At 67.0% G+C, this 19880-nt stretch carries 18 protein-coding genes; 7 read left to right on the top strand and 11 right to left on the bottom strand.

All coding sequences use genetic code 11. The features are described 5' to 3' along the window. Positions 1-17: 17 nt before the first annotated feature. Positions 18-692 (top strand): nitroreductase, encoded by a 675-nt coding sequence (locus B7L05_RS00085; protein WP_085808186.1) that lies wholly within the window; start codon positions 18-20, stop codon positions 690-692. Between the two features lie 108 nt (positions 693-800). On the opposite strand, the gene B7L05_RS16795 is transcribed toward B7L05_RS00085, so the two are convergent. From B7L05_RS16795 to B7L05_RS00075, 3 genes are all read right to left on the bottom strand, one after another. Beyond that, complete coding sequence (locus tag B7L05_RS16795; RefSeq protein ID WP_144037049.1) at positions 801-1379, bottom strand: hypothetical protein; 579 nt, start codon at positions 1377-1379, stop codon at positions 801-803. A gap of 83 nt (positions 1380-1462) precedes the next feature. Then, entirely contained in the window at positions 1463-2476 is a 1014-nt protein-coding gene (locus tag B7L05_RS00080; protein WP_256926537.1) for an alpha/beta fold hydrolase, read from the bottom strand. Beyond that, on the bottom strand, positions 2473-3543 hold the full coding sequence (locus B7L05_RS00075; RefSeq protein ID WP_256926536.1) for a zinc-binding dehydrogenase: 1071 nt from the start codon (positions 3541-3543) through the stop codon (positions 2473-2475). The genes B7L05_RS00080 and B7L05_RS00075 overlap by 4 nt, the downstream gene beginning before the upstream one ends. A 180-nt stretch (positions 3544-3723) precedes the next feature. Between B7L05_RS00075 and B7L05_RS00070 the strand changes: the two genes are divergently transcribed. Together B7L05_RS00070 and B7L05_RS00065 are read left to right on the top strand one after the other, a co-directional pair. After that, complete coding sequence (locus B7L05_RS00070) at positions 3724-5250, top strand: NAD(P)/FAD-dependent oxidoreductase (protein WP_085808185.1); 1527 nt, start codon at positions 3724-3726, stop codon at positions 5248-5250. A gap of 13 nt (positions 5251-5263) precedes the next feature. Beyond that, positions 5264-5743 carry a hypothetical protein gene (locus B7L05_RS00065; protein WP_256926535.1) on the top strand — a complete coding sequence of 160 codons (480 nt, stop codon included), beginning with the start codon at positions 5264-5266 and terminating at the stop codon, positions 5741-5743. Positions 5744-5786: 43 nt separating this feature from the next. Here B7L05_RS00065 and B7L05_RS00060 read toward each other — a convergent pair whose 3' ends face one another. Then, a complete protein-coding gene (locus tag B7L05_RS00060) occupies positions 5787-6647 on the bottom strand; it encodes an SDR family oxidoreductase (protein WP_085808184.1) in 861 nt (286 codons plus the stop codon). Continuing rightward, on the bottom strand, positions 6644-7861 hold the full coding sequence (locus tag B7L05_RS00055) for an LLM class flavin-dependent oxidoreductase (protein ID WP_085808183.1): 1218 nt from the start codon (positions 7859-7861) through the stop codon (positions 6644-6646). Before B7L05_RS00055 ends, B7L05_RS00060 begins: the two co-directional genes overlap by 4 nt. Before the next feature lie 153 nt (positions 7862-8014). On the opposite strand from B7L05_RS00055, the gene B7L05_RS00050 reads away from it, so the two are divergent. Together B7L05_RS00050 and B7L05_RS00045 are read left to right on the top strand one after the other, a co-directional pair. Next, positions 8015-8683 carry a TetR/AcrR family transcriptional regulator gene (locus tag B7L05_RS00050; protein WP_179187070.1) on the top strand — a complete coding sequence of 223 codons (669 nt, stop codon included), beginning with the start codon at positions 8015-8017 and terminating at the stop codon, positions 8681-8683. Positions 8684-8724: 41 nt separating this feature from the next. Then, on the top strand, positions 8725-10293 hold the full coding sequence (locus tag B7L05_RS00045; protein ID WP_085808182.1) for a M48 family metalloprotease: 1569 nt from the start codon (positions 8725-8727) through the stop codon (positions 10291-10293). 16 nt (positions 10294-10309) lie between these two features. Here the strand turns inward: B7L05_RS00045 and B7L05_RS00040 are convergent, their stop codons facing one another. The 5 genes from B7L05_RS00040 to B7L05_RS00020 all read right to left on the bottom strand — a co-directional run bounded on the left by B7L05_RS00040 (position 10310) and on the right by B7L05_RS00020 (position 14143). Further along, the gene (locus B7L05_RS00040) at positions 10310-11266 is read right to left on the bottom strand and encodes an FAD:protein FMN transferase (RefSeq protein WP_307718240.1); all 957 of its coding nucleotides are present in this window, start codon (positions 11264-11266) and stop codon (positions 10310-10312) included. A gap of 35 nt (positions 11267-11301) precedes the next feature. After that, positions 11302-12186 carry a DUF4198 domain-containing protein gene (locus tag B7L05_RS00035; protein WP_085808181.1) on the bottom strand — a complete coding sequence of 295 codons (885 nt, stop codon included), beginning with the start codon at positions 12184-12186 and terminating at the stop codon, positions 11302-11304. Between the two features lie 17 nt (positions 12187-12203). After that, complete coding sequence (locus B7L05_RS00030) at positions 12204-12695, bottom strand: DUF2271 domain-containing protein (RefSeq protein ID WP_085808180.1); 492 nt, start codon at positions 12693-12695, stop codon at positions 12204-12206. A gap of 22 nt (positions 12696-12717) precedes the next feature. Next, a complete protein-coding gene (locus B7L05_RS00025) occupies positions 12718-13401 on the bottom strand; it encodes a PepSY-associated TM helix domain-containing protein (RefSeq protein WP_085808179.1) in 684 nt (227 codons plus the stop codon). Positions 13402-13480: 79 nt separating this feature from the next. Continuing rightward, positions 13481-14143, bottom strand: a complete 663-nt coding sequence (locus B7L05_RS00020; RefSeq protein ID WP_085808178.1) for a Crp/Fnr family transcriptional regulator — start codon at positions 14141-14143, stop codon at positions 13481-13483. A gap of 65 nt (positions 14144-14208) precedes the next feature. On the opposite strand from B7L05_RS00020, the gene B7L05_RS00015 reads away from it, so the two are divergent. Next, positions 14209-15057 (top strand): TauD/TfdA family dioxygenase, encoded by an 849-nt coding sequence (locus B7L05_RS00015; RefSeq protein WP_085808177.1) that lies wholly within the window; start codon positions 14209-14211, stop codon positions 15055-15057. Positions 15058-15136: 79 nt separating this feature from the next. Here B7L05_RS00015 and B7L05_RS00010 read toward each other — a convergent pair whose 3' ends face one another. Then, complete coding sequence (locus B7L05_RS00010; RefSeq protein ID WP_085808176.1) at positions 15137-15874, bottom strand: haloacid dehalogenase type II; 738 nt, start codon at positions 15872-15874, stop codon at positions 15137-15139. Positions 15875-16347: 473 nt separating this feature from the next. Here B7L05_RS00010 and B7L05_RS00005 point away from each other — a divergent pair, with 473 nt between their 5' ends. Continuing rightward, complete coding sequence (locus B7L05_RS00005) at positions 16348-19743, top strand: PAS domain-containing protein (RefSeq protein ID WP_085808175.1); 3396 nt, start codon at positions 16348-16350, stop codon at positions 19741-19743. Positions 19744-19880: the final 137 nt, after the last annotated feature.

The following is a 19880-nucleotide window of genomic DNA, read 5'->3' as shown; positions in this document are numbered from 1 at the left end:
GGCAAAAGGAGAGCGACATGATCTACGACGAGGTCGTCAACGGCCGCCGCAGCATCCGCGGGTTTCTCGACAAGCCGGTGCCGCGGGCGCTGATCGAGGAGATCATCGCGCTAGCCAGCCGTGCGCCCTCGTCGCTCAACACGCAGCCGTGGAACTTCACCGTCGTCACCGGCGCGCCGCTCGACCGTATCCGCGAGGAGAACGCGCGCCGCACGCTCGCCGGCGTCCCCGAATCGCGCGAATTCCGTACCGGCGAGCAATATGGCGGCGCGCACCGCGAACGGCAGATCGAGATCGCCAAGCAATTGTTCGGCGCGATGGAGATCGCGCGCGACGACAAGGAAAAGCGGCAGGACTGGGTGCTGCGCGGCTTTCGCCAGTTCGGCGCGCCGGTTTCGATCGTCGTCACCTACGATCGCGTGCTGCTGGGCAGTGACATCGCGCCGTTCGATTGCGGCGCCGTGGTCAACGCGCTCGTCAACGCCGCCTGGTCACGCGGCCTGGGCTGCGTCATCAACAGCCAAGGGATCATGCAGTCGCCCGTCGTGCGCGAACACGCCGGCATTCCCGACGATCAGGTGATCCAGACCTGCGTCGCGATGGGCTGGCCCGACGACACCTTCCCCGCCAACGCCGTCGTTTCCCGCCGCAAGCCGGTCAGCGAAGCGGCGCGGTTCGTTGGGTTTGAGTGAGGGGATGACGCGCGTCGCGCGTTCGCTGGATGACCGGTTTGGGGGGCAAGCGGTCATAGCCACCTCTACCAGGCCGGTTTTCTGTCACGCATTAACTTAGCGGACGAGCTAACCGGCGTATGCGAACACCAGCCGCTTGCGAGCCGGAGAAACAATTATCAACGATCCCCCGCGACCCGCCGCGTGGAACGAACCCGGCGCGGAGATTAGCTCATCAACACTCCGCTCAATGGATGGGTCAGTTTCTATGTGGAAGCCATAACGATCCAAAAAGTCGGCTATTCTCGCGTTATAAGATTCTAGTGTGGGATGCTGCTTCTGCTGTGCGTCATCGTTTCTATCGAAGGCTGGGATCGGGGTTCTCCCCCACTCATAATAGTCAGGCTCCGCCCTCCCCATCGCGGATCGTATCTTTTCGTCACTATCAAGCGAATTACCGAATTGCATGAGTCGGGCAGCATCCGAGATGCTTAGTTCATAGACAATTAGCCTGGTCTCATTTCCACCCGGCCCTAACCCCCAAATTTTCTCCTCTGAAAAGAGTTTTCTCTCCACGGTCAGACGACTGGGTATCCGGCTCTTTTCAAACTTCCACGCGTAATGCCCGCCCGCCAACCACAGCAGCAGCACCGAGGCAACGAGTACCGCGGCGCAGCCAAGCAGCGGGGAGCGATCGTCTTGCGTCATCAAGACCTACTGCACGGTAGATGCTGCAAAATTTGTCAACTTTCGCAGTTAGGCGTCGTCATCCCGCCGCCAACCAGGATGGGTCATCCGCCCCCAACCGGAAACTTCCTGTCGAGCCATCCCAGCAGCGCCGCATTCACCTCGGCCGGATATTCCTGCTGCGTCCAATGCCCAGATTTCTCGATCAGCACCTTGTCGAGATCGGGCACGTAGCGTTCCATCCCTTCCGCCATCGCCGGGCTCAGCACCACGTCATTCTCCGCCATCACCATCAGCGACGGCACGTCGACCTTCTCGACCAGGTTCGCCGAGGCCTGCCAGTTGCGTGTGAAGTTGCGGTACCAGTTGATCCCGCCGCTAAATCCCGTGCCTGCGAACGTCTCGGCGAAGGCGGCAATCTCGTCGTCGCTCAGGAACTGCTGCGTGTCGGCCTCCGCGTCGTAGAGTTTGAGCCCCTCGCCCAGCGCCAGCGTGCGCTGCTCGGCGGGCAGCTGCTCATATTCCTTGAGCGTCATCTGCGGCTTGCGCATGAAATAGCGGATCGAGCGTTCGGGATCGGCCGCCAGCGCCGCATCCGCCTCGCCCGGTTTCTGGAACCAGACGATGTACATGTCGTCGCCGTACACGGCGCGCATGCCAGCAATCGGATCCACGTCGCCGCGCGGCAGGAACGGCGTGTTGACGCCGATCACGCCCGCACACCGCTCAGGGTAACGCAGCGCGAACTGCCACACGACCATGCCGCCCCAGTCGTGCCCGCAGGGGATCGCCTTTTCGATCCCCAACGCGTCCATCAGCGCGGCGATATCGGCGGTGAGATGCTCGAGATCATAGTCCTCGATCCGCTCCGGCCGGCTGGTCAGCCCGTAGCCGCGCTGGTCGGGCGCGATCGCCCAGCGCCCCGCCTTCTCGAACGCATCGAGCTGATGCCGCCACGAGAAGGCGAGCTCGGGAAAGCCGTGGCAGAAGATCACCGGCACGCCGTCGCCGCGTGCGCCGACTTCGTAATAGGCCATGCGAATGCCGTTGACGTCGGCGAATTGCACCGGCGGCATCGCTTTCGCGAGCGCGGGCGGCGCGACGGGATCGCCGCTCACGCCGTTATCTCCGGGCGCACCACCACCTTGCACTGCTGCTCGGGATCGCCCAGCGCCTTGAACGCCGCCGCCACGCCGTCCAGCCCGACCTCGTCGGTGATTGCGGGCAGCACGTCGATCGTCCCGTCGGCGATCTTGCCCAGCGTCGCGGCGAATTCCTCGCCCGAATAGCCAAGTACGAAGCGGAAATCGATCTGCTTGCTGATGCACAGGAACGGCTCGATCTTGTCGGTTTCCATGCACACGCCGACGATGATCACCTGCGTGCCGACCGGCACCGATTCGACGATATGGTTGATGACGCCCGGCACGCCGACGCATTCGAACACGACCGCCTTCTTGCCCGCCTTGCCCGTCACCATCGCCGCCATCCGCTCGGTCGAGGTGCGCGGCACGCCATATTCGCTCCAGCGGGTATGCGGCGACTCCTTCGCCGGATCGACGATCACGTCGACGCCCATCTTCTCCGCCACCGCGCGGCGTGCGGGCGAGAAGTCGGACGCGATCACCGGCCCCAGCCCGCGCGATTTGAGCGCCGCGATCACCGCCAGCCCCACCGGACCGCAGCCGATGACGAGGTGCACCGTATCGGGCCCGGCGGCGGACATCGCCACCGCATGTTCGCCCACCGCGAACGGCTCGGTCATCGCCGCCTGCACGTCGGACAGCCCGTTGGGCACTTCGAGCAGCAGCGCCTCGCTCAGCACCATCCGCTCGCTGTAGCCGCCGGGGTAGCTGTTCGAATAACCGATCGCCTCATAGCCTTCGGGCTTCATCGCGATCGGCATCGACACGACGTGCGTGCCGGCCTTGAACGTCTTTTGCGTGCCCGGCCCGTGATCCAGGATCTCGGCGGAGAATTCGTGGCCGAAGACGATGTCGCGCGCTGGATCGGTCTTCGGTTTCTCGCCGGTGCGCGCGCCGAGCTCGAGCATGTTCTCGAACGAGTGCACGGCATGGAGATCGGACCCGCAGATGCCGCACGCCAGCGTCTTCACCAGCACCTCGCCCTGCCCCGGCACGGGATCGGCGATCTCGTCGCACACCAGCTGCTTATTGCGTCTCACCACTGCGCGCATCGTCGCCATCCTCTCGGCTGGGAATGTCCGGCTCGGGCCGGATCGTCGCGACGCATCGTGCCGCAGCCACCCCGCCCGCGCAATCCCCAAAACCATAACACGTTCGTATTTGTTGCGTTTCGCCGTGGATCGCTCTATCCCCGGAACGATCGGATCAAGGAGGAATCGATGGTTGCCCCAGTCGCTGCCACGCCTGCTGCGAAGCGTGAGCGGATCCTAGTCGTCGGTGCCGGGATCGCGGGTCTGTGCACCGCGCTCCGTCTCGGCGGCGAAACGCGCGAGGTGACTTTGCTCGAACGCGATGATGCGCCCCCGGAGGGCGGTCCGGATGTCGCCTTCGACCAGTGGCAGCGCCGCGGCGTCGGCCAGCTGCGGCAGAGCCACGCGTTCCTCGCGCGGCTGCGCAACATCATCCGCGACGAGCATCCGCAGCTGCTCGCCGATCTCTACGCCGCCGGCTGCCGCGACATCGCCTTCGCCGACATGCTGCCGCCCGCGCTGCGCGACCGCTACGTGCCGCAGCCAGGCGACGCCGATCTGACGATCCTAACGAGCCGCCGCACCACGCTCGAACTCGTCATCCGCCGCTATGTCGAGCGGCTGCCCGGCGTCACGATCCGTAGCGGCGTGAAGGTGCGCGAGCTCGTCAGCCACAAGGACGCGCGCGGCACGATCGTCGTGACCGGCGTCGTCGCAGATACCGCGGCGGGGCGCGAGGAGATCGCCGCCGACGACGTCGTCGATGCCGGCGGCAAGGCGGCGAACCTGATCGAGCAGCTGATCAAGGCCGGCGCGCCGATCGGTGAGACGGCGGAAACCGCTGGCGTGCTCTATTTCACCCGCCACTATCGGCTGCGCGATGGGCAGGAGGAGCCACCGCGCGGCGAGATCGCCGCCTCGGGCGATCTCGGTTACCTCAAGTTCGGCGTCTTCCCGGCGGACAACCAGCGCTTCTCGATCACCCTGTGCGTGCCCGAGATCGAATACGGCCTACGCCTCGCGGTGATGGACGGCGAGATGTTCCAGCGCATCTGCCTCGCGATGCCCGGCATGGCGCCGTGGGTCGATCCGGTGACGTCGGAACCCGTTGGCAGGGTGATCGGCATGGGCGATCTGCACAGCCGCTGGCGCACGCTCGTCAGCGACGGCAAGCCCGCCGTGCTCGGCTATTTCGCGATCGGCGACGCGCTGGTGCGCACCAATCCGCTGTACGGGCGCGGCTGTTCCCTCGCGGCGGTCAGCGCGGGCGTGCTGCGCCGCGCGCTCGACACCACCGCCGATCCCGCGAAGCGCCTGCTCATCTACGACGGCGGGCTGCGTGCGGAGGTGAAGCCCTATTACGATCTCATGCTCAAGCAGGATCGTTCCGCGATCCGCCGCGCGCGCGCCACGCTGACGCCCGGTCACCGCCCGCGGATCAAGGCGCGCCTCGCCAAGAGCTTCATCGAGGACGGGATCACCGTCGCCGCGCGATCGGACGTCGATCTGATGCGCGCGATGATGCGCGGCTTCCACATGCTCGAACACCCGGAGGCATGGCTGAAGCGCCCTGCCAATCTCGGGCGCGTGCTCGGCTATTGGGCACGAGGGGCCAAGCGCAACGCCGCGGCCTACGCCCCCAAGCCCGGCCCCGACCGACCAGAGCTGATGGCGCGTCTTGGCCTCGACGCGCAGGCGGACATGCTCGCCGCCTGATCGCCGCCGCCGCTTGCATCGGGCGGCAGAGCTGCGGCAGACGGCGCGGATGCACCTCGCCTTCACCAAGCACGCCGGCAAGTACGACGCGCTCGTCGTCACCCGCCCGGGTCGCCCGCCCGAGCGGATCGACTGCCCCAAACAAGGCATCATCCCGCACGACATGGTGCACTACGCCGTCGAGAGCATCCTCGCGCATCGCGGCTTCCTGTCGCACGTGGCGGACGGCGCGGCGCCGGCGCTCGCGATGGCAGCCGGCGCCAGCGAGGAGGCGGTGGAGCGGCTGGTTGAGACGTTCCAGGCCGAACTATGGGGTGGCGAGGTTCCCGCGGCCGACCTTCTGGCGACGTACGCGCACGCCTGCGACGCGCGCGACCACCCCGCCGCGCCGGTATCGCCGGAAGACGTCGCCGCGATCCGTATACGCCTCGCCGATCTCACCGCACGATGGGGCGCCGTGCCGGTCGGCGGCACGCTCACGCTGGAGTTCTGAACCGAGCCTCGGGCTACCCCGACGGCGCGCTACGCCAGCGCGGCTAGCCTGCCGTCGCCTCAACCGGCACCGCCGTCGCCGCCGCCACGTCGGCGTCGATCGTCGCGAACAACGTGCCCGCCGCCATCGCGTCGCGCGTCCGCTCGGGCTCCAGCGTCGCCATATGGTCGAGCCGCACAAGCTCACGCGGCACGTACCAGTGCAGTCGGTCGGAATGATAGGCTTCCCACACCGTCTCGGCCACCTCGCGCGGCGGGATGGCGCGGAACACCCCCTGCTTGGGCGCATTGGCGGCGGCGCCCTCCGGCAGGATCGGCGTATCGATCAGCGCCGGCAACACGTCGGCCACGCGCACGCCGTAGGGCTTCAGTTCGATCGCTAGCGCCTCGGTCAGCCCCTTCACCGCGTGCTTGGTCGCCGAATAGACCGCGATCATCGGCATGCCGTAGGTTGCCGAGGAGGATGAGGTGGTGAAGCACAGCGACCCCGGCGTTGCCTTGAGCAGCGGAATCGCGAGATGAATGCCCGTCAGCACGCCGACGAAGTTGACGTTGACCACCGCCAGCACGCCGTCCCACGGCTGATCGGCGAACGGCCCGCCGCGGCCGATTCCGGCATTATTGTAGAGCAGGTCGAGCGTCCCGCCCGTTGCCGCGGCGAATTCGTCGAGCGCGGCGCGATAATCCTCACGGTCGGTCACGTCGAGCCGCCGGGCGAGGCAATTGTCCGCCCCCAGTTCGTCGCGTAGCCGGTCGAGCCCGATCTGGTTGACGTCGAACGCGCCGACGAACCAGCCTTGCGCCGCGAACAGTCGCGCGGTCTCCAACCCCATCCCCGATGCGGCGCCGGTGATGAAGATCGCCTTGCGGCCGTTCGCTGCCGATGCGAATGCCGCGCCGCTCATTCCGCCGCCTCCGATTTCTTGTCGAGCCCCATCGCAGCGAGGATCTCGGGCCGGATGTTCTCCGTTCCCTTGCGGTTGATATGGTCCGCCAGCCGCGCACCGACCGCGGCCTGCGCCTCACCGATGAAGCGCGGGCGGTTCGCCGCCGCCCAGTCGATCGACGCCTGGCGATTGGCGTTCTCGCCGTTCACCTCCGGCATGACGTAGCGCGCGATCAGCTCGTACGATTTCTTCTTGTTGTCCCACTCGGCCCAATTGTGGTCCATCATCAGGAACGCGCCAAACCCGCCCGATTGCTCGCGCAGCCGCTCGATCTGCCGCACCGCGTCCTCGGGCGTGCCGATCACCGCCATCCCCGAACTGACCAACGCGTCGACTGGATCGCTGCCGTCGCTCGGCGCCAGCGGCAGCGCGGCCACCTCGCGGAAATAATACAGCCATTTGTCGAGCCCAAAGCGCACCTGCGCACGCGCTTCCTCGCGCGTCGCCGCGACATGCATCGGCCCCACCAGCCGCCACTGCTGCCGGTCGACGCGCGCGCCGCTCTCCGCCGCCTGCTGCTCGGCGATCGCCCAGTTGGAGGCGAGCGCGTTGAACCCGCCGCTCTGCGTCGCACCGATCGACAACAGCCCCAGCCCGTGCCGCCCCGCCGCGCTAGCCCCCGACGGCGATACCTGGCTCGCCACGCTGATCTCCACCGACGGGCGCGTATAGGGCAGCATCTGCAGCCGCGCCTCGTTGAGCTCGAACCAGTCGGTCTTGCGCGTCACCTGCTCGCCGCGCAGCAGCGGCACGAGCACGTCGAGTGCCTCGTCCATCCGGTCGCGCTGCTTCGCGACCGGAATGCCCATCATGAACGCGTCGGACGGCAGCGCGCCCGGGCCGACGCCGAACATCACCCGCCCGCGCGTGATATGATCGAGCTGGTTGATCCGATCGGCCAGCATCAGCGGGTGGTGATACGGCAGCGACGAGACACCGGTGCCCAGCCGGATATGCCGTGTCCGCTCGGCGACGGTGGCGATGAACAGCTCGGGGCTCGCGATCAGCTCGTATCCGGCCGAGTGATGCTCGCCGATCCACGCCTCGTCATAGCCCAGCCGGTCCATGTGCACGACGAGGTCGAGATCGCGCTCCAGTGCCAGCGTCGGGTTCTCGTTCAACGGATGGAACGGGGCGATGAACGCGCCGAACCTGATCTTGTCGCCTGCCATAAGCCTCTCCTCGCCCAGATCCTTGGCGCGATGCTAAGCGCGCGGCGCGGGCGACGCCAGCGATCTTTGCGGAACGCGTTATGGTTATCGATGCGCGGCATGTTGCCGCACACGCGATCGCCGCTTAGGGTGAAGGATGCCTCGGGTAGCACGATGAGCCGGCGGGAGGACGCCAAGGCGGAGCGGCGGCGGCGCATCGTCGCCGCGGCACGCGATCTGATCAAGGAAACGGGCGACGCGGGTCTGTCGATGCGCGCGATCGCGGCGCGCGCCGGCGTGTCGCTGACGACGCCGTACAACCTCTTCGGATCGAAGCGCGCGATCGTCATCGCGCTGCTCGAGGACGTGCGCGAGTTCCATGAGCGTTTCTCGCAACTGCACCGCGTCGGCGCGGTCGACCGCATCTTCCAGGCGGTGTCGATCACGCTCGCCTATCTCGCCGACGATCCCGATTTCTACCGCACCTTGTGGACCGAGGCGCTGCGCTTCGACGGCGGCGAACTGCGCGGCGAGCTCCAGTCGCCGCAGCGCTACGGCTTCTGGTGGGCGCTGCTCGGCGAGGCCCGCACCGAGGGCACGTTGCTGCCCGAAATCGAGATCGATCCGCTGCTGCGCGCGCTCGACGCGGTCTATGTCGCCGCGATGCTCGCCTGGGTGCTGGGCGCGATCGAGGTGCAGGAGATCGAGGCGAGCGTCGGCTACGGCTACGCGCTCGCGCTGCGCGGCGCGGCGAGCGAGGCGGGACGCGAACAGATCGAGCGGCGGCTGATTGCTTATCAGCGCGATCTCGCGCGCTATCGCGCCCGCCCCGCAGCCGCCTGATCGCCCAAGCTACCCAATCGATCCGCGCGCGATCGAACCGGATGGCGGCTCGACCGTTGCGGTTGGCGGAAAGGCAGGACGCGCTCGATGGCTCTATTCTTCTCGCGGCGAATCGGATCGGCGGGATCGGCCGGTTTGACGCGGCGCGCCTGCCGGCTGCTCAGCCGCTCGTGACACGGCGCATCCTCGCCACCGCGCTCGCACTGCTGCTCGCCAGCTGTGGCGGCAGCGCGCCCGATGCCGCGCCCGAGATCACCGATGAGGAACGCGCGATCGGCGCGCAGCAGCATCCGCAGCTGCTCGCCGAGTTCGGCGGCGCCTATGCCGGGCCGCAGGCGCGCTACGTCGCCGCCGTAGGGGAACGCATCGCCGCCGCCGCCGGCACGCCCGGCGAATGCACCTTCACGCTCGTCAACAGCGACGTCGTCAACGCCTTCGCCGTCCCCGGCTGCTTCATTTACGTCACACGTGGCCTGCTCGCGGTGGTGACGAGCGAGGCGGAACTCGCCTCCGTGCTCGGCCACGAGGTCGGTCACATCGCCGCGCAGCACGCACAGCGCCAGCAGCAGCGCTCGATCTGGCGCACGCTCGGCGTCATCGCGGTGAGCGTCACCGGGTCCGAGCGGCTCACCCGGCTCGCCAGTCAGGCGGCGCAATATTTCACACTGCGCTACTCGCGCGGGCAGGAATACGAAGCCGACGACTATGGCATCCGCTATCTCCGGCGCGCCGGCTACGATGTCTACGCCGCCGGCGACATGCTCGCCGCGCTCCAGCGGCAGGAGACGTTCCTCACCGCTGCCGAGCGGCGTGACACCGCGCGCGGCATCCCCGAATGGGCGCTCAGCCACCCGACGACGGAGCATCGCATCGCTCGCGCGCGCGACGCGGCGGACGATACCGGACTGAAGGACGACGAGCTTCCTGAGCGCGCCGACGCCTATCTCGATGCCGTCGACGGCCTGTTGTGGGGCGACGATCCCGAACAGGGCTTCGTGCTCGGGCGCCGTTTCGCGCATCCGATCATGCGCATTTCGTTCGAGGCGCCGCCGGGCTTCGCGCTGACCAACGGCCCGCAGGCGATCCGGCTTACCGGCCCCAACGGCATCTCGGGCGAGTTCGGCGGCGCACCGCTCGCCGCGCCAACGCTGGAGGCGCATGCCGAGGCGCTCGCCAACCATATTGTCGGCGATGCGCCAGCGACGCTCGACGACGCCGTTTCGACTGTGATCAACGGCATCCCCGCGGTGCTGCTGCGACTGCGGCTGGCGGTGCGCGACGGCGCGGTGCCGCTGTCGATCGCGGTCTACGATGGGGGCGACGGCCAGGCGTATCACTTCATCGTCGCCTCCCCGCCGGCGAATGCCGATGCGGCGGCGGTGGCGGCGCTATTCGCCTCGTTCCGGCGGCTGTCTCCGGAAGAGGCGGCACGGCTGCGCCCGCGCTTCGTGCGCGTCGTTCCCGTCCGCGCCGGTGACACGCGCGCGAGCCTCTCGGCGCTGAACGCGGACGCCGCGCCGCGCGCATTGTTCGATTTGCTCAACGGCGGGAAATCGACCGACCCGCTCACGCCCGGCACTCGCGTCAAGATCGTCCGGCTCGCGCAGTAACTCACGGCGGCACTGGTCAGTCCGCCAGCATCTCCGCAAGCGCGGGGCTGATCCACTCGTGCACGCGGTCGCCCTCGCGCAGCAGCGCGCGCACCGCCAGCCGCTCGTTGGTTGCCAGATCGACCATCGCGGGTGCGCCGAGCACACCGAGTGCGGTCGCCCAGGCGTCGGCGACCATCGCACTGGCGTGGAGCACGCTGACGACGAGCGCATGGTCGACCGGATGGCCCGTCCGCGAATCGATCGTGTGACGCCCGCGCACGTAATCGCCTGAGGTCGCGACCGCGAGTTGGTGCAGCGCGACGCGGATCGGCACCGCGACGCCGCCCGGCGTCTCGAGCTCGACCCACCATGGATCGCCATCGGGCCGCATCCCGCGCCCAACGAACTCGCCGCCGATCTCGACCAGGCAGTGGCGCACGCCGCGCGATGCGAGCAGCGCCGCGACCGCGTCGACCGCATAGCCCTTGGCGATCCCCGACAGGTCGAGCCGCACGCCGCCGGGCTGGTACAGCCGCCGCGCGGCGCGATCGAAGCGCACCCGCTGCCACCCGCCCGCCGCCCGCGCCGCGTCGATCGCCGCCGCATCCGGCACGCCCGCCGCCGGCACCGCGCCATAGCCCCACAGGTCGACGAGCGCGCCGATCGCCGGATCGAACGCCCCGTCCGATCGCGCCGCTACGTCGAGCGCGGTCGCCATCACCGCGGCGAATTCGCGCGGCAGCGCGGTCCAGCTGTCGGCGGGTGCGCGATTGTACTGCGACAGCAGCGACGCCGGCTCCCAGTGGCTCATCTGCGCCACGAGCCGCGCGAGCAGCGCCTCGACCTCACGCCGCAAGTCGGCGAGGTCGTCGCCCGGCGGCGCGACGAGGCGGATCGCCCATGTCGTGCCCATCGCCGCGCCGCCGAGCGTCGCGAGCCTCGCCCCCGCGTCCCACCCCGCCAGCGCCGCGGGATAGAGCAACCGCGGCACTGCGAGCCGCGGCGGCGTGCCTGCCTCGTCAGGTGTCAGGGCGCGGGCACTTCCAGTGTGGTGGTGTAGCTCATCCGCCGCTCGGTCGCGCGCGGCACGCTCGCCTTTGCGTCACTCGCGCTGGCGCTCAGCCAGTACATGCCGGCGACCGGCCACTTGACGCGCAGCAGCCCGTCGGCGCCCGTCGTCAGTTCCTGCGCGTCCTCGCTCGCGCGAAACTTCTTCGATCCGGGCACCACCGTCACCTTGATCCCCGCGGCGGGCTTGCCGTCGACGAGGAAGCGGAACTGCCCCTCCTCGTCCGCCACCAGCGCGCTGGGGTGCGTCACCGGCTGCATCTCCAGCCCCTTGCCCGTCGGCTTGAACACGCCCTCGCTCGGCGCACCCGCCGTCACGAACACGGCGTTGCGGCTCAGCACCTCGGTCAGCTTGACGTCGGTCGCGCCCGCCGGGATCTCGGCCGCGGTGGCGACGAACTTGGGCGCCGGCCGCGCGGCACCCGCAGCACCCGCCGGCGTTCCCGCCGCACCCGGCCCGCCCATTGGCCCGCGCCGACCGCCGACGCGCCACGTCTCGCCGTTCAGCGTGAAGCTGCCCATCACGTTCGCCATCTCGGTGCCGATCTTCCACGTACCGGGCTTGTCGACCTTGACGTCGAACGTCGTGCGGTGCCGGCCGGTCGCGGCGTTTTCGATTGCCGCGGGCGCGCCGTCGGGGGTCCACACCTTAATCTGCTCGGGCCGCATCGCGACGTGATCGGGATAGAACAGGTCGTTCGATACCGCCGCGTCGACCGTCACATATTGGTTGGTATCCGCCAGTGTCGTCGTGGACGGCAGCAGCCACTGGCGATGCGCGAGCGCCGGCGCGGCGAGCATGATCGCGCCGCCGGCGGCGAGCAGCAGGGTGGAGAGGCGCATGATCGTGTGTCCTTTTCTCAGCGAACGGTGACGGCGGCGAGTTCGGTGCTGCCCGTCGCGCTGCCGCCGCGGCCGGGCAGCGTGATCGGCACGCGCACCAGCTCGCGCCCGCCCGTCTCGCGCGCCGCCTCGACGTTGAGCACATATTGCCCCGCAGGCAGGTTGCGCGGCAGCGGCACTTGGTACGTCCCCGGCGCGCGCGTCGCGCCGCTCACCCCGTCAGCGGGCAGCGCCAGCCCGCGCCCGCCCTTGCGCCACCAGCTGCGCAGGTCGGCGAGCCACTTGGTGCCGGGCTCCGCGCCGCGCTTCTTGATGTCGTACCAGACGAACACCGTGCGCGCGGCGCCGCCCGCCGCGGGCTCGAGCCACCCGGCGACATACGGGCGGTGATATTCGGCGACGTTGAGCCGCGGGATCGTGACGCTCACCGTCTGCGCCGCGGCATTGGTGGGGGCGGCGATGATCGGCGCGGCGATCGCGCCGGCGGCAAGCAGACAGGCAGGGCGCATGGGGCTTCTCTCGGCTCTCACGTCAATGGATCAGGAACACGGCCAGCAGCAGCGGCAGGATGAGGCTCGTCGCCACGAGCGGCCAGGTGGACGGGCGATGCCGGGCGTGAAGCTGCAGCAGCAGCAGCCCGGTCAGCGTGAAGACGATGCAGGCGATCGCGAACGCGTCGATGAACCAGAACCAGGCATCGCCCGTGTTGCGGCCCTTGTGCAGATCGTTGACGTACGAGATCCAGCCGCGCCACGTCGTCTCCGCCTCCACCCTGCCGCTCGCGCGATCGATGCTCACCCATGCGTCGCGCCCCGGTCCGGGCAGCGCGACATAGACTTCCTCGTCGGTCCACTCGCCGGCCCGGCCCGCGGGATCGAGCGCCACCGCCGCCGTCACCGCCGTGGCGACCCGCGCGGGCAGCGCCGCGCCCGCCGGCCGGGCCACGCGCAGCGCCGCGATTGCCGTGGGCGGCAGCACCGCCTCGGCGCGCGTCACCTTTGGCTCGGCGCCGATCGAGGCGGCGTGGTTGAGCGTGATGCCGGTGATCGCGAACAGCAGCATCCCGGCGAGTGACAGCGCCGCGCTCACCCAATGCCACAGATGCACCTGCTTCAGGAACGTCGCGCGCACCCGCCGCTTGGCACGCGGCGCTGCTGTTGGCGCGGCGGACGGCGCGGTGCGCTGCACGCGCACGTGCCGCGCGTCCTGCACCATCCCGTCGCTCACTCGGCCGGTCCCCTGCTCGCCATCACTGCCCGCTAGCGTATCTGCGACTAACTCGCAATATCGATCGTCACCTAATCATCCGGGAAAGCGCCGACGCATCGACGATGCGCACGCCGCGATACCCGCGCGTGATCGCTCCCGCCGCCTCGAACGCCGCGAGATGCGCATTGACCGTCTTGCGCGACAGGCCGGTCAATTCAGCCAGATCCGCTTGGCCGATCTTCGCCTCGGGCCCGTCGGCGATCTGCAGAAGGCGCCACGCGACCCGCGCCGCCGGGCCCTGGATCAGCAGCCGCGCCGCGACGCGCGTCATCTCCTCGAGCTGCGCGTAGACGAGTTCGTTGACCGCGCGCCACACGCCGGGCTCCGCCACCGCCACCATCTCCAGCGCATCGTCCGCGATCAGCAGTACGCGCGACGGCACGTTGGCGCGCGTCGTCACGATCCGCGGCCCGCCGCCGCGCCGTCGCGTCTGCCCCAGGATCGCGGGCGGCGTCGCGAGGCCGATCAGCACGTCGCGCTCGGCGTCGAGCGCCACCTCGAGCCGCAGCGCGCCACTCAGCAGCGCGCACAGCCCGGTGCCTTCGTCCCCCTGGCTGTACACCCACTGCCCCGCCGCCAGCGACACGACGCGCCCCGCCGCTGCCAGCCGCCGCTGCAGCGCGGCCGGCTGACGCACGAACCAGCCACTGCGCGCCAACAGCGGCATCAGATCGTCGGCAATTGTCACATGGGTGACAATGCCACGTGCGCGACTCGCATAAAAGCCGATGCAGCAAGACAGAGGAGAGGACCATGGCTTCGCAGACGTTGGCGCACGCCGCCGAACGCAAGATCGCCCCGCATATCGGCGTCGAGTTCACCGGCATCAATCTCAACCAACTCGACGACGGCACCTTCGCCGCAATGCGCAACGCGCTCGCCGATCACGGCGTCGTCTTTATCCGCGATCAGCAGCTCACCCCCGAACAGCATATCGCCTTCGCGCGCCGTTGGGGGACAATCGACATCAACAACTATTTCCCGGCGAACGGTGGGCACTCCGAGATCGCCGAAGTGCGCAAGGCGGAGAACCAGCAAACCAACATCGGCGGCGGCTGGCACACCGATCACAGCTACGATCAGGTGCCCGCAATGGGCTCGATCCTGCTCGCGCGCGAAACCCCGCCGAGCGGCGGCGACACGCTGTTCGCCAGCATGTCCGCCGCGTTCAATTCGCTGTCCGAAGGGATGAAGGCGACGCTGCGCACGATGCGCGCGGTCCATTCGGCCGACCATATCTACAGCGCCGACGGCATCTACGCGAAGACCGACCAGGGTGCCGACCTGAAGGGGCACGACGTGCGTACCCACGCCGTCCACCCCGTCGTCATCCGCCATCCGCGCACCGGACGCGAGATCCTCTACGTCAATCCCGCCTTCACGCTGCATTTGGAGGGCTGGACGCGCGCGGAAAGCCAGCCGCTGCTGACCTATCTCTATCAGGTCGCGATGCGCGAGGAATTCCAGTGCCGGCTGCAATGGTCGCCCGGCTCGATCGCGATCTGGGACAATCGCTCGACGTGGCATTGCGCGATGAACGATTATCACGGCCACCGCCGGCTGATGCACCGCATCACCATCTCGGGCGAACCGCTCAACTGATCCGTCGTCCCGAACCGCCGCGCGCCCGCTCGAAATGGCGCGCGGCCAATACGGTGAAGATGCACCAGTGCGCTCGGTCTCACGCGGCGGGCGGGCACCCCAACTCGTCGGCCAGCGCCACCAGGCTGTCCGCCGACCAATCCCACTCCTGCGCCGCTTCCTCGTCCGCGGTCCGTCGGCCGCCATATTCATCGGGTCGCGCGATATAGGCAGTCCGAAGGCCGCACGCGCGCGCCGCGGCAAGATCGCTGTGATGCGCGGCGACGAGGCACAGCTCGCCGGGGGCCACCCCCAGGATACGCGCGGTGCCGAGATAGGCCTCTGGGTCAGGCTTGTACGCCTGCGTCACCTCCGCGCCCAGAATCGCGTCCCACGGCAGACCCGCATGCCGCGCCAGCGCGAGCATCAACGCGATGTTGCCGTTCGACAGCGTAACGATCGGAAATCGCGTCTTCAGCCGCGTGAGCCCAGCAACGCTGTCGGGCCAAGGGGCGAGCCGCCGCCAGGCGAACGTCCAGTCCTGCAACAGCGCCGGCGCAAGATCGGCGGGATCGACACCCTCGTGGCGCAGCGTCTCGTCGAGCATTTCGCGGTGCAAAACATCGAGTACGGTGAAGTCGCGCCCTGTCTCACGATAGCGCTTCATGACGTCGAGATAGCGGTAGCGCCACTTGTCGGTGAAGCGCACGGCGTCGATATCCGCCCGACCGATGCGTTGCAGAAAGGTCGTCGACTCACGCGCCACGCTCGTGCGCCAGTCGACCACCGTGCCGAACACGTCGAACGCCAGCACCTTAGGCAAACCAGCGACCGCCATACGCTCTCCTCTCCCGCCGCGCCCGCTTCGACAGGCGCCGCTCGCAGCATCAGCCATGTCGCGCCAACGCGCCACCCCGGGCGCGACAGACGATCGCACCAAAGCACCCGCTTATATGAATGGAGAGAGGATGGTGCCGCTTACAGGACTCGAACCTGTGACCCCCGCATTACGAAGGCCTCTCTAGCAGGTTGGGAAGCTATTTGAAATCAACAGCTTGGAGTAGCAAAGACGGTCACCGCCGCCGTTAACCCATCCGCTACCCAGACTGAGCTGAGGCCTGGGACCAATCACGTCCTCGTGAAAGCGCCTTCACGTGGGAAAATCGAGAAAGTCGACCTGCGCTATACCTGTATCCAGCGGCCTGGTCATCGTAGCGTACGGCACGAGCGACCGGGGCTGTTGCGAGGTTCGAATGATCCCACTACGTCGTGCCATCCCCGGGGGGGGCGACCCTTGAGAAGTTCTGTCGAATGTCGTTTGAACCTCATAACTCTGACCTACCATCGGCAAAACCCGGCTTTACCAATTCTGCGCAAGAGCAGCTAACGCGCGTTCTAAGCGGCATGACGGAGGGGTTCGCGGTCCTGGATAGCGGGTTGCAAATCCTGGACATCAACGCTGAGGGCCTTCGCATCGACGGACGCAGTCGCGATCAGCTGGTTGGGAAGCACGTGCTTGAGGCGTGGCCTGAGTCCGACCGCCTTCCAAAGTTTGAGGCGTATCAGGAGGCACTACGGACGGGGCAACCTTCCACGTTCGAATACCATCATCTGTCGGATCGTCATGACGTTTGGCTTGAGGTACGCGTATATCCGCTCGAGGACCGTTTGGCAGTCTTCTACCGCGATGTAACTGAGCGGCACAAGGCAACCGCTGCACTTCAGGCCAGTGAGGAGTTCAATCGCAAGGTCCTCGCTAGCTCAGCCGATTGCATCAAGGTGCTCGATCTTGATGCCCGCCTCGAGTTCCTAAGCGAAGGCGGCATGTGCGTCATGGAGGTAGACGACTTCGAGTTGATCCGCGGAGCCTACTGGCCGGATTTCTGGTCGGGGACCGACCGCGAACGAGCATTGTCGGCAGTGAACGCGGCGAGGCTCGGACAACCTGGTCATTTTCAAGGTTTCGCGACAACGGCGAAAGGTAACCCCCGCTGGTGGGATGTGGCGGTCACTCCCATCAATGGTGCTGACGGAAAGCCCGAGAAGATCCTTTCAATCTCGCGGGACGTGACAGCGACGCATCGTGCAGAAGCGGCCCTGGACCAAGCCTCAAGGCGCCTAGATGCCATCTTGGCCAACACGCGCATGGCCGTGTTCCTGATGGATGAGCGGCAGCAGTGCATCTATGCCAATCCGTCGGCGGAGCAGCTGACGGGCTACAGCCTTGCCGAGATGCAGGGCCGTCCCCTCCATGATGTTGTGCATCACAAGCGGCCGGATGGCTCGCACTATCCCCTCGACGAATGCCCAATCGATCGGGCGTTTCCCGAGCGCGCGCATATGCAGGGCGAGGAGCTGTTCGTCGCGCCAGACGGTAGCTTCTATCCCGTAGCGTTCACGGCTAGCCCCGTTCTTGACGACGGCGGCCGACCGATCGGAACGGTGATTGAGGCACGGAACATAGCCGAGGAGAAGGCGGCTGAGGCAGACCGCCGCGATGCCTACGAGAGGCTCCAAGAGGAGACTCGCACGCTCGAAACGCTGAACAAGGTCGGTCAGGCCGTGGCGGCGGAGCTGGAACTTGATCGTATTGTGCAGCTCGTGACCGACGCCAGCGTGGAGCTAACCGGGGCACAGTTCGGCGCGTTCTTCTACAACGTACTGAATGACGCGGGTGAGAGCTACATGCTCTACACGCTATCAGGCGTGGAACGTTCGGCGTTCGAGAACTTTCCGATGCCACGTGCGACGGACGTGTTTCAGCCAACGTTCCAAGGTGACGGGGTGATCCGGTCCGATGACATCCTGGTCGATGCCCGGTACGGCAAGAACGATCCGCATTTTGGGATGCCACAGGGCCATCTGCCTGTGCGAAGTTACCTGGCCGTTCCGGTGATGACGGGTGGCTCAGAGGTGATTGGAGGACTATTCTTCGGACATTCGGAGCCACAACGCTTTACCGAACGCCACGAGCGTCTGATGACCGGGCTTGCCGCGCAAGCCGCAATCGCCGTCGACAAGGCTCGCCTGTACCAGGCCGCGCAGCGCGAGATTGAGGAGCGGCGCTCTGCCGAGGAGCGCCTTCGGGAGCTGAACGAGACGCTTGAGCATCGCGTCGTGGCTGAGGTTGCCGAGCGTGCCAAAACCGAGGAGGCGCTCAGACAGGCTCAGAAGATGGAAGCGGTTGGTCAGTTGACCGGTGGCATCGCGCACGACTTCAATAACCTGCTGACGGTGGTCACGGGCAACATCGATATGGCCAATCGCGCGCTCGCGGCGGCGAACTTCTCGGATGCTCGTGCTACGCGAGCATTGGATAACGCGCTGAAGGGTGCAGAACGGGCGGCTGCCCTTACCCAGCGTCTGCTGGCGTTCTCCCGTCGTCAACCGTTGGCACCCAAAGCAATCGACGTCGACAAGCTGGTAGTCGGAATGTCCGACCTGCTTAACCGTGCCTTGGGCGAGATGGTCGGCTTGGAGATCGTCACGAGCCCTGGTTTATGGCGGGTCGAGGCCGACCCAAACCAGCTTGAGAGCGCCATTCTTAACTTGGCCGTGAACGCGCGCGACGCCATGCCGCGTGGCGGGCAGCTCACCATTGAGACGGCTAACGCGCGCCTGGATGAGCAGTACGCGGCGCAGCATGCGGAGGTTGCGCCGGGGCAATACGTCGTCATAGCTGTGACCGATACTGGTTCGGGCATGCCGAAGGACATGATCGCCCGTGTGTTCGAGCCGTTCTTCACCACCAAGGAGGTTGGCAAGGGCACGGGTCTCGGGCTCTCAATGGTGTATGGCTTCGTTAAGCAGTCCGGCGGCAACGTGAAGGTCTACTCCGAGGAGGGGCAAGGCACGACGGTCAAGCTCTACCTGCCCCGGTTGTCGGCCGAGGGCGCCGCCGAGCACGAGACCACGCTCACCCAGGGAATGGAGGTCAGCCGCCACCGCGAATGCATACTCGTCGTTGAAGATGACGACGACGTACGCGCCTACACGGTCGAATGTCTCCGAGAGCTGGGCTATCGCGTCTTGGAGGCTCATGACGGTCCGTCGGCTTTGCGTTTGCAGGACCGACAAAAAGAAGCGATCGATCTTCTGTTCACCGATGTCGTCATGCCTGGCATGACTGGGCGCGAGCTGGCTGAGGCTGCCCGGGAACAGCAACCAGGCCTAAGGGTGCTCTACACTTCGGGGTATACGAGGAATGCCATCGTGCATGGCGGTCGGCTCGAGCCCGGCGTCGACATGATTGCCAAGCCATTCACCTATCAGGGGCTGGCACAGAAGATCCGCGACGTGCTCGACCAGGGACGCACTGGGCGCATTCTCGTCGTCGACGGTGAGCCGAACATCCGGGCGCTCGTGGCCGAAGTTCTGACGGCCGCCGGCTACGTGGCCGACGAAGCGGCCACTGCCCTAGAGGCCTTGAACAAGGTTCGTTCGGCTCAGGGGTTGTTTGACGTGCTCGTGGTGAACCATAGCCTGACGGATCGTGAGGGGCCTTGGCTCATCCGTGAACTGCGAGCCCTTCATGCCGATCTGCCTTTCGTGCTTGCCGTAGGTGATGATCACCATGATCAGATCGAGAGGCAGTTTGCCAAAGATCGGTGCGTTATTGTTGTCTCGCAGCCCGTAACAGGAGCCAAGCTTCACGCAGCATTGGATCGCCTTGGTATCGAATGTCCAAAGGCCTCTTCGGCAACATGATTGATGACAAATCTCTGAAGATGGGCCACCGCATTAGAGCGTCTTGCTAAGAGCGAGGGGGCTGCGTGTGCTGGGCCTAGGGTCAGGACCCATTGATGTGAGTGTCGCGATCTGATTCAGGCTTCGCGAGGAGACCC

This window comes from Sphingomonas sp. TZW2008 (assembly GCF_002117915.1).
GTDB lineage: Bacteria > Pseudomonadota > Alphaproteobacteria > Sphingomonadales > Sphingomonadaceae > Sphingomonas.
The sequence above is the reverse complement of the archived record's forward strand: the minus strand, read 5'-3'. Positions and strand labels throughout refer to the sequence as shown.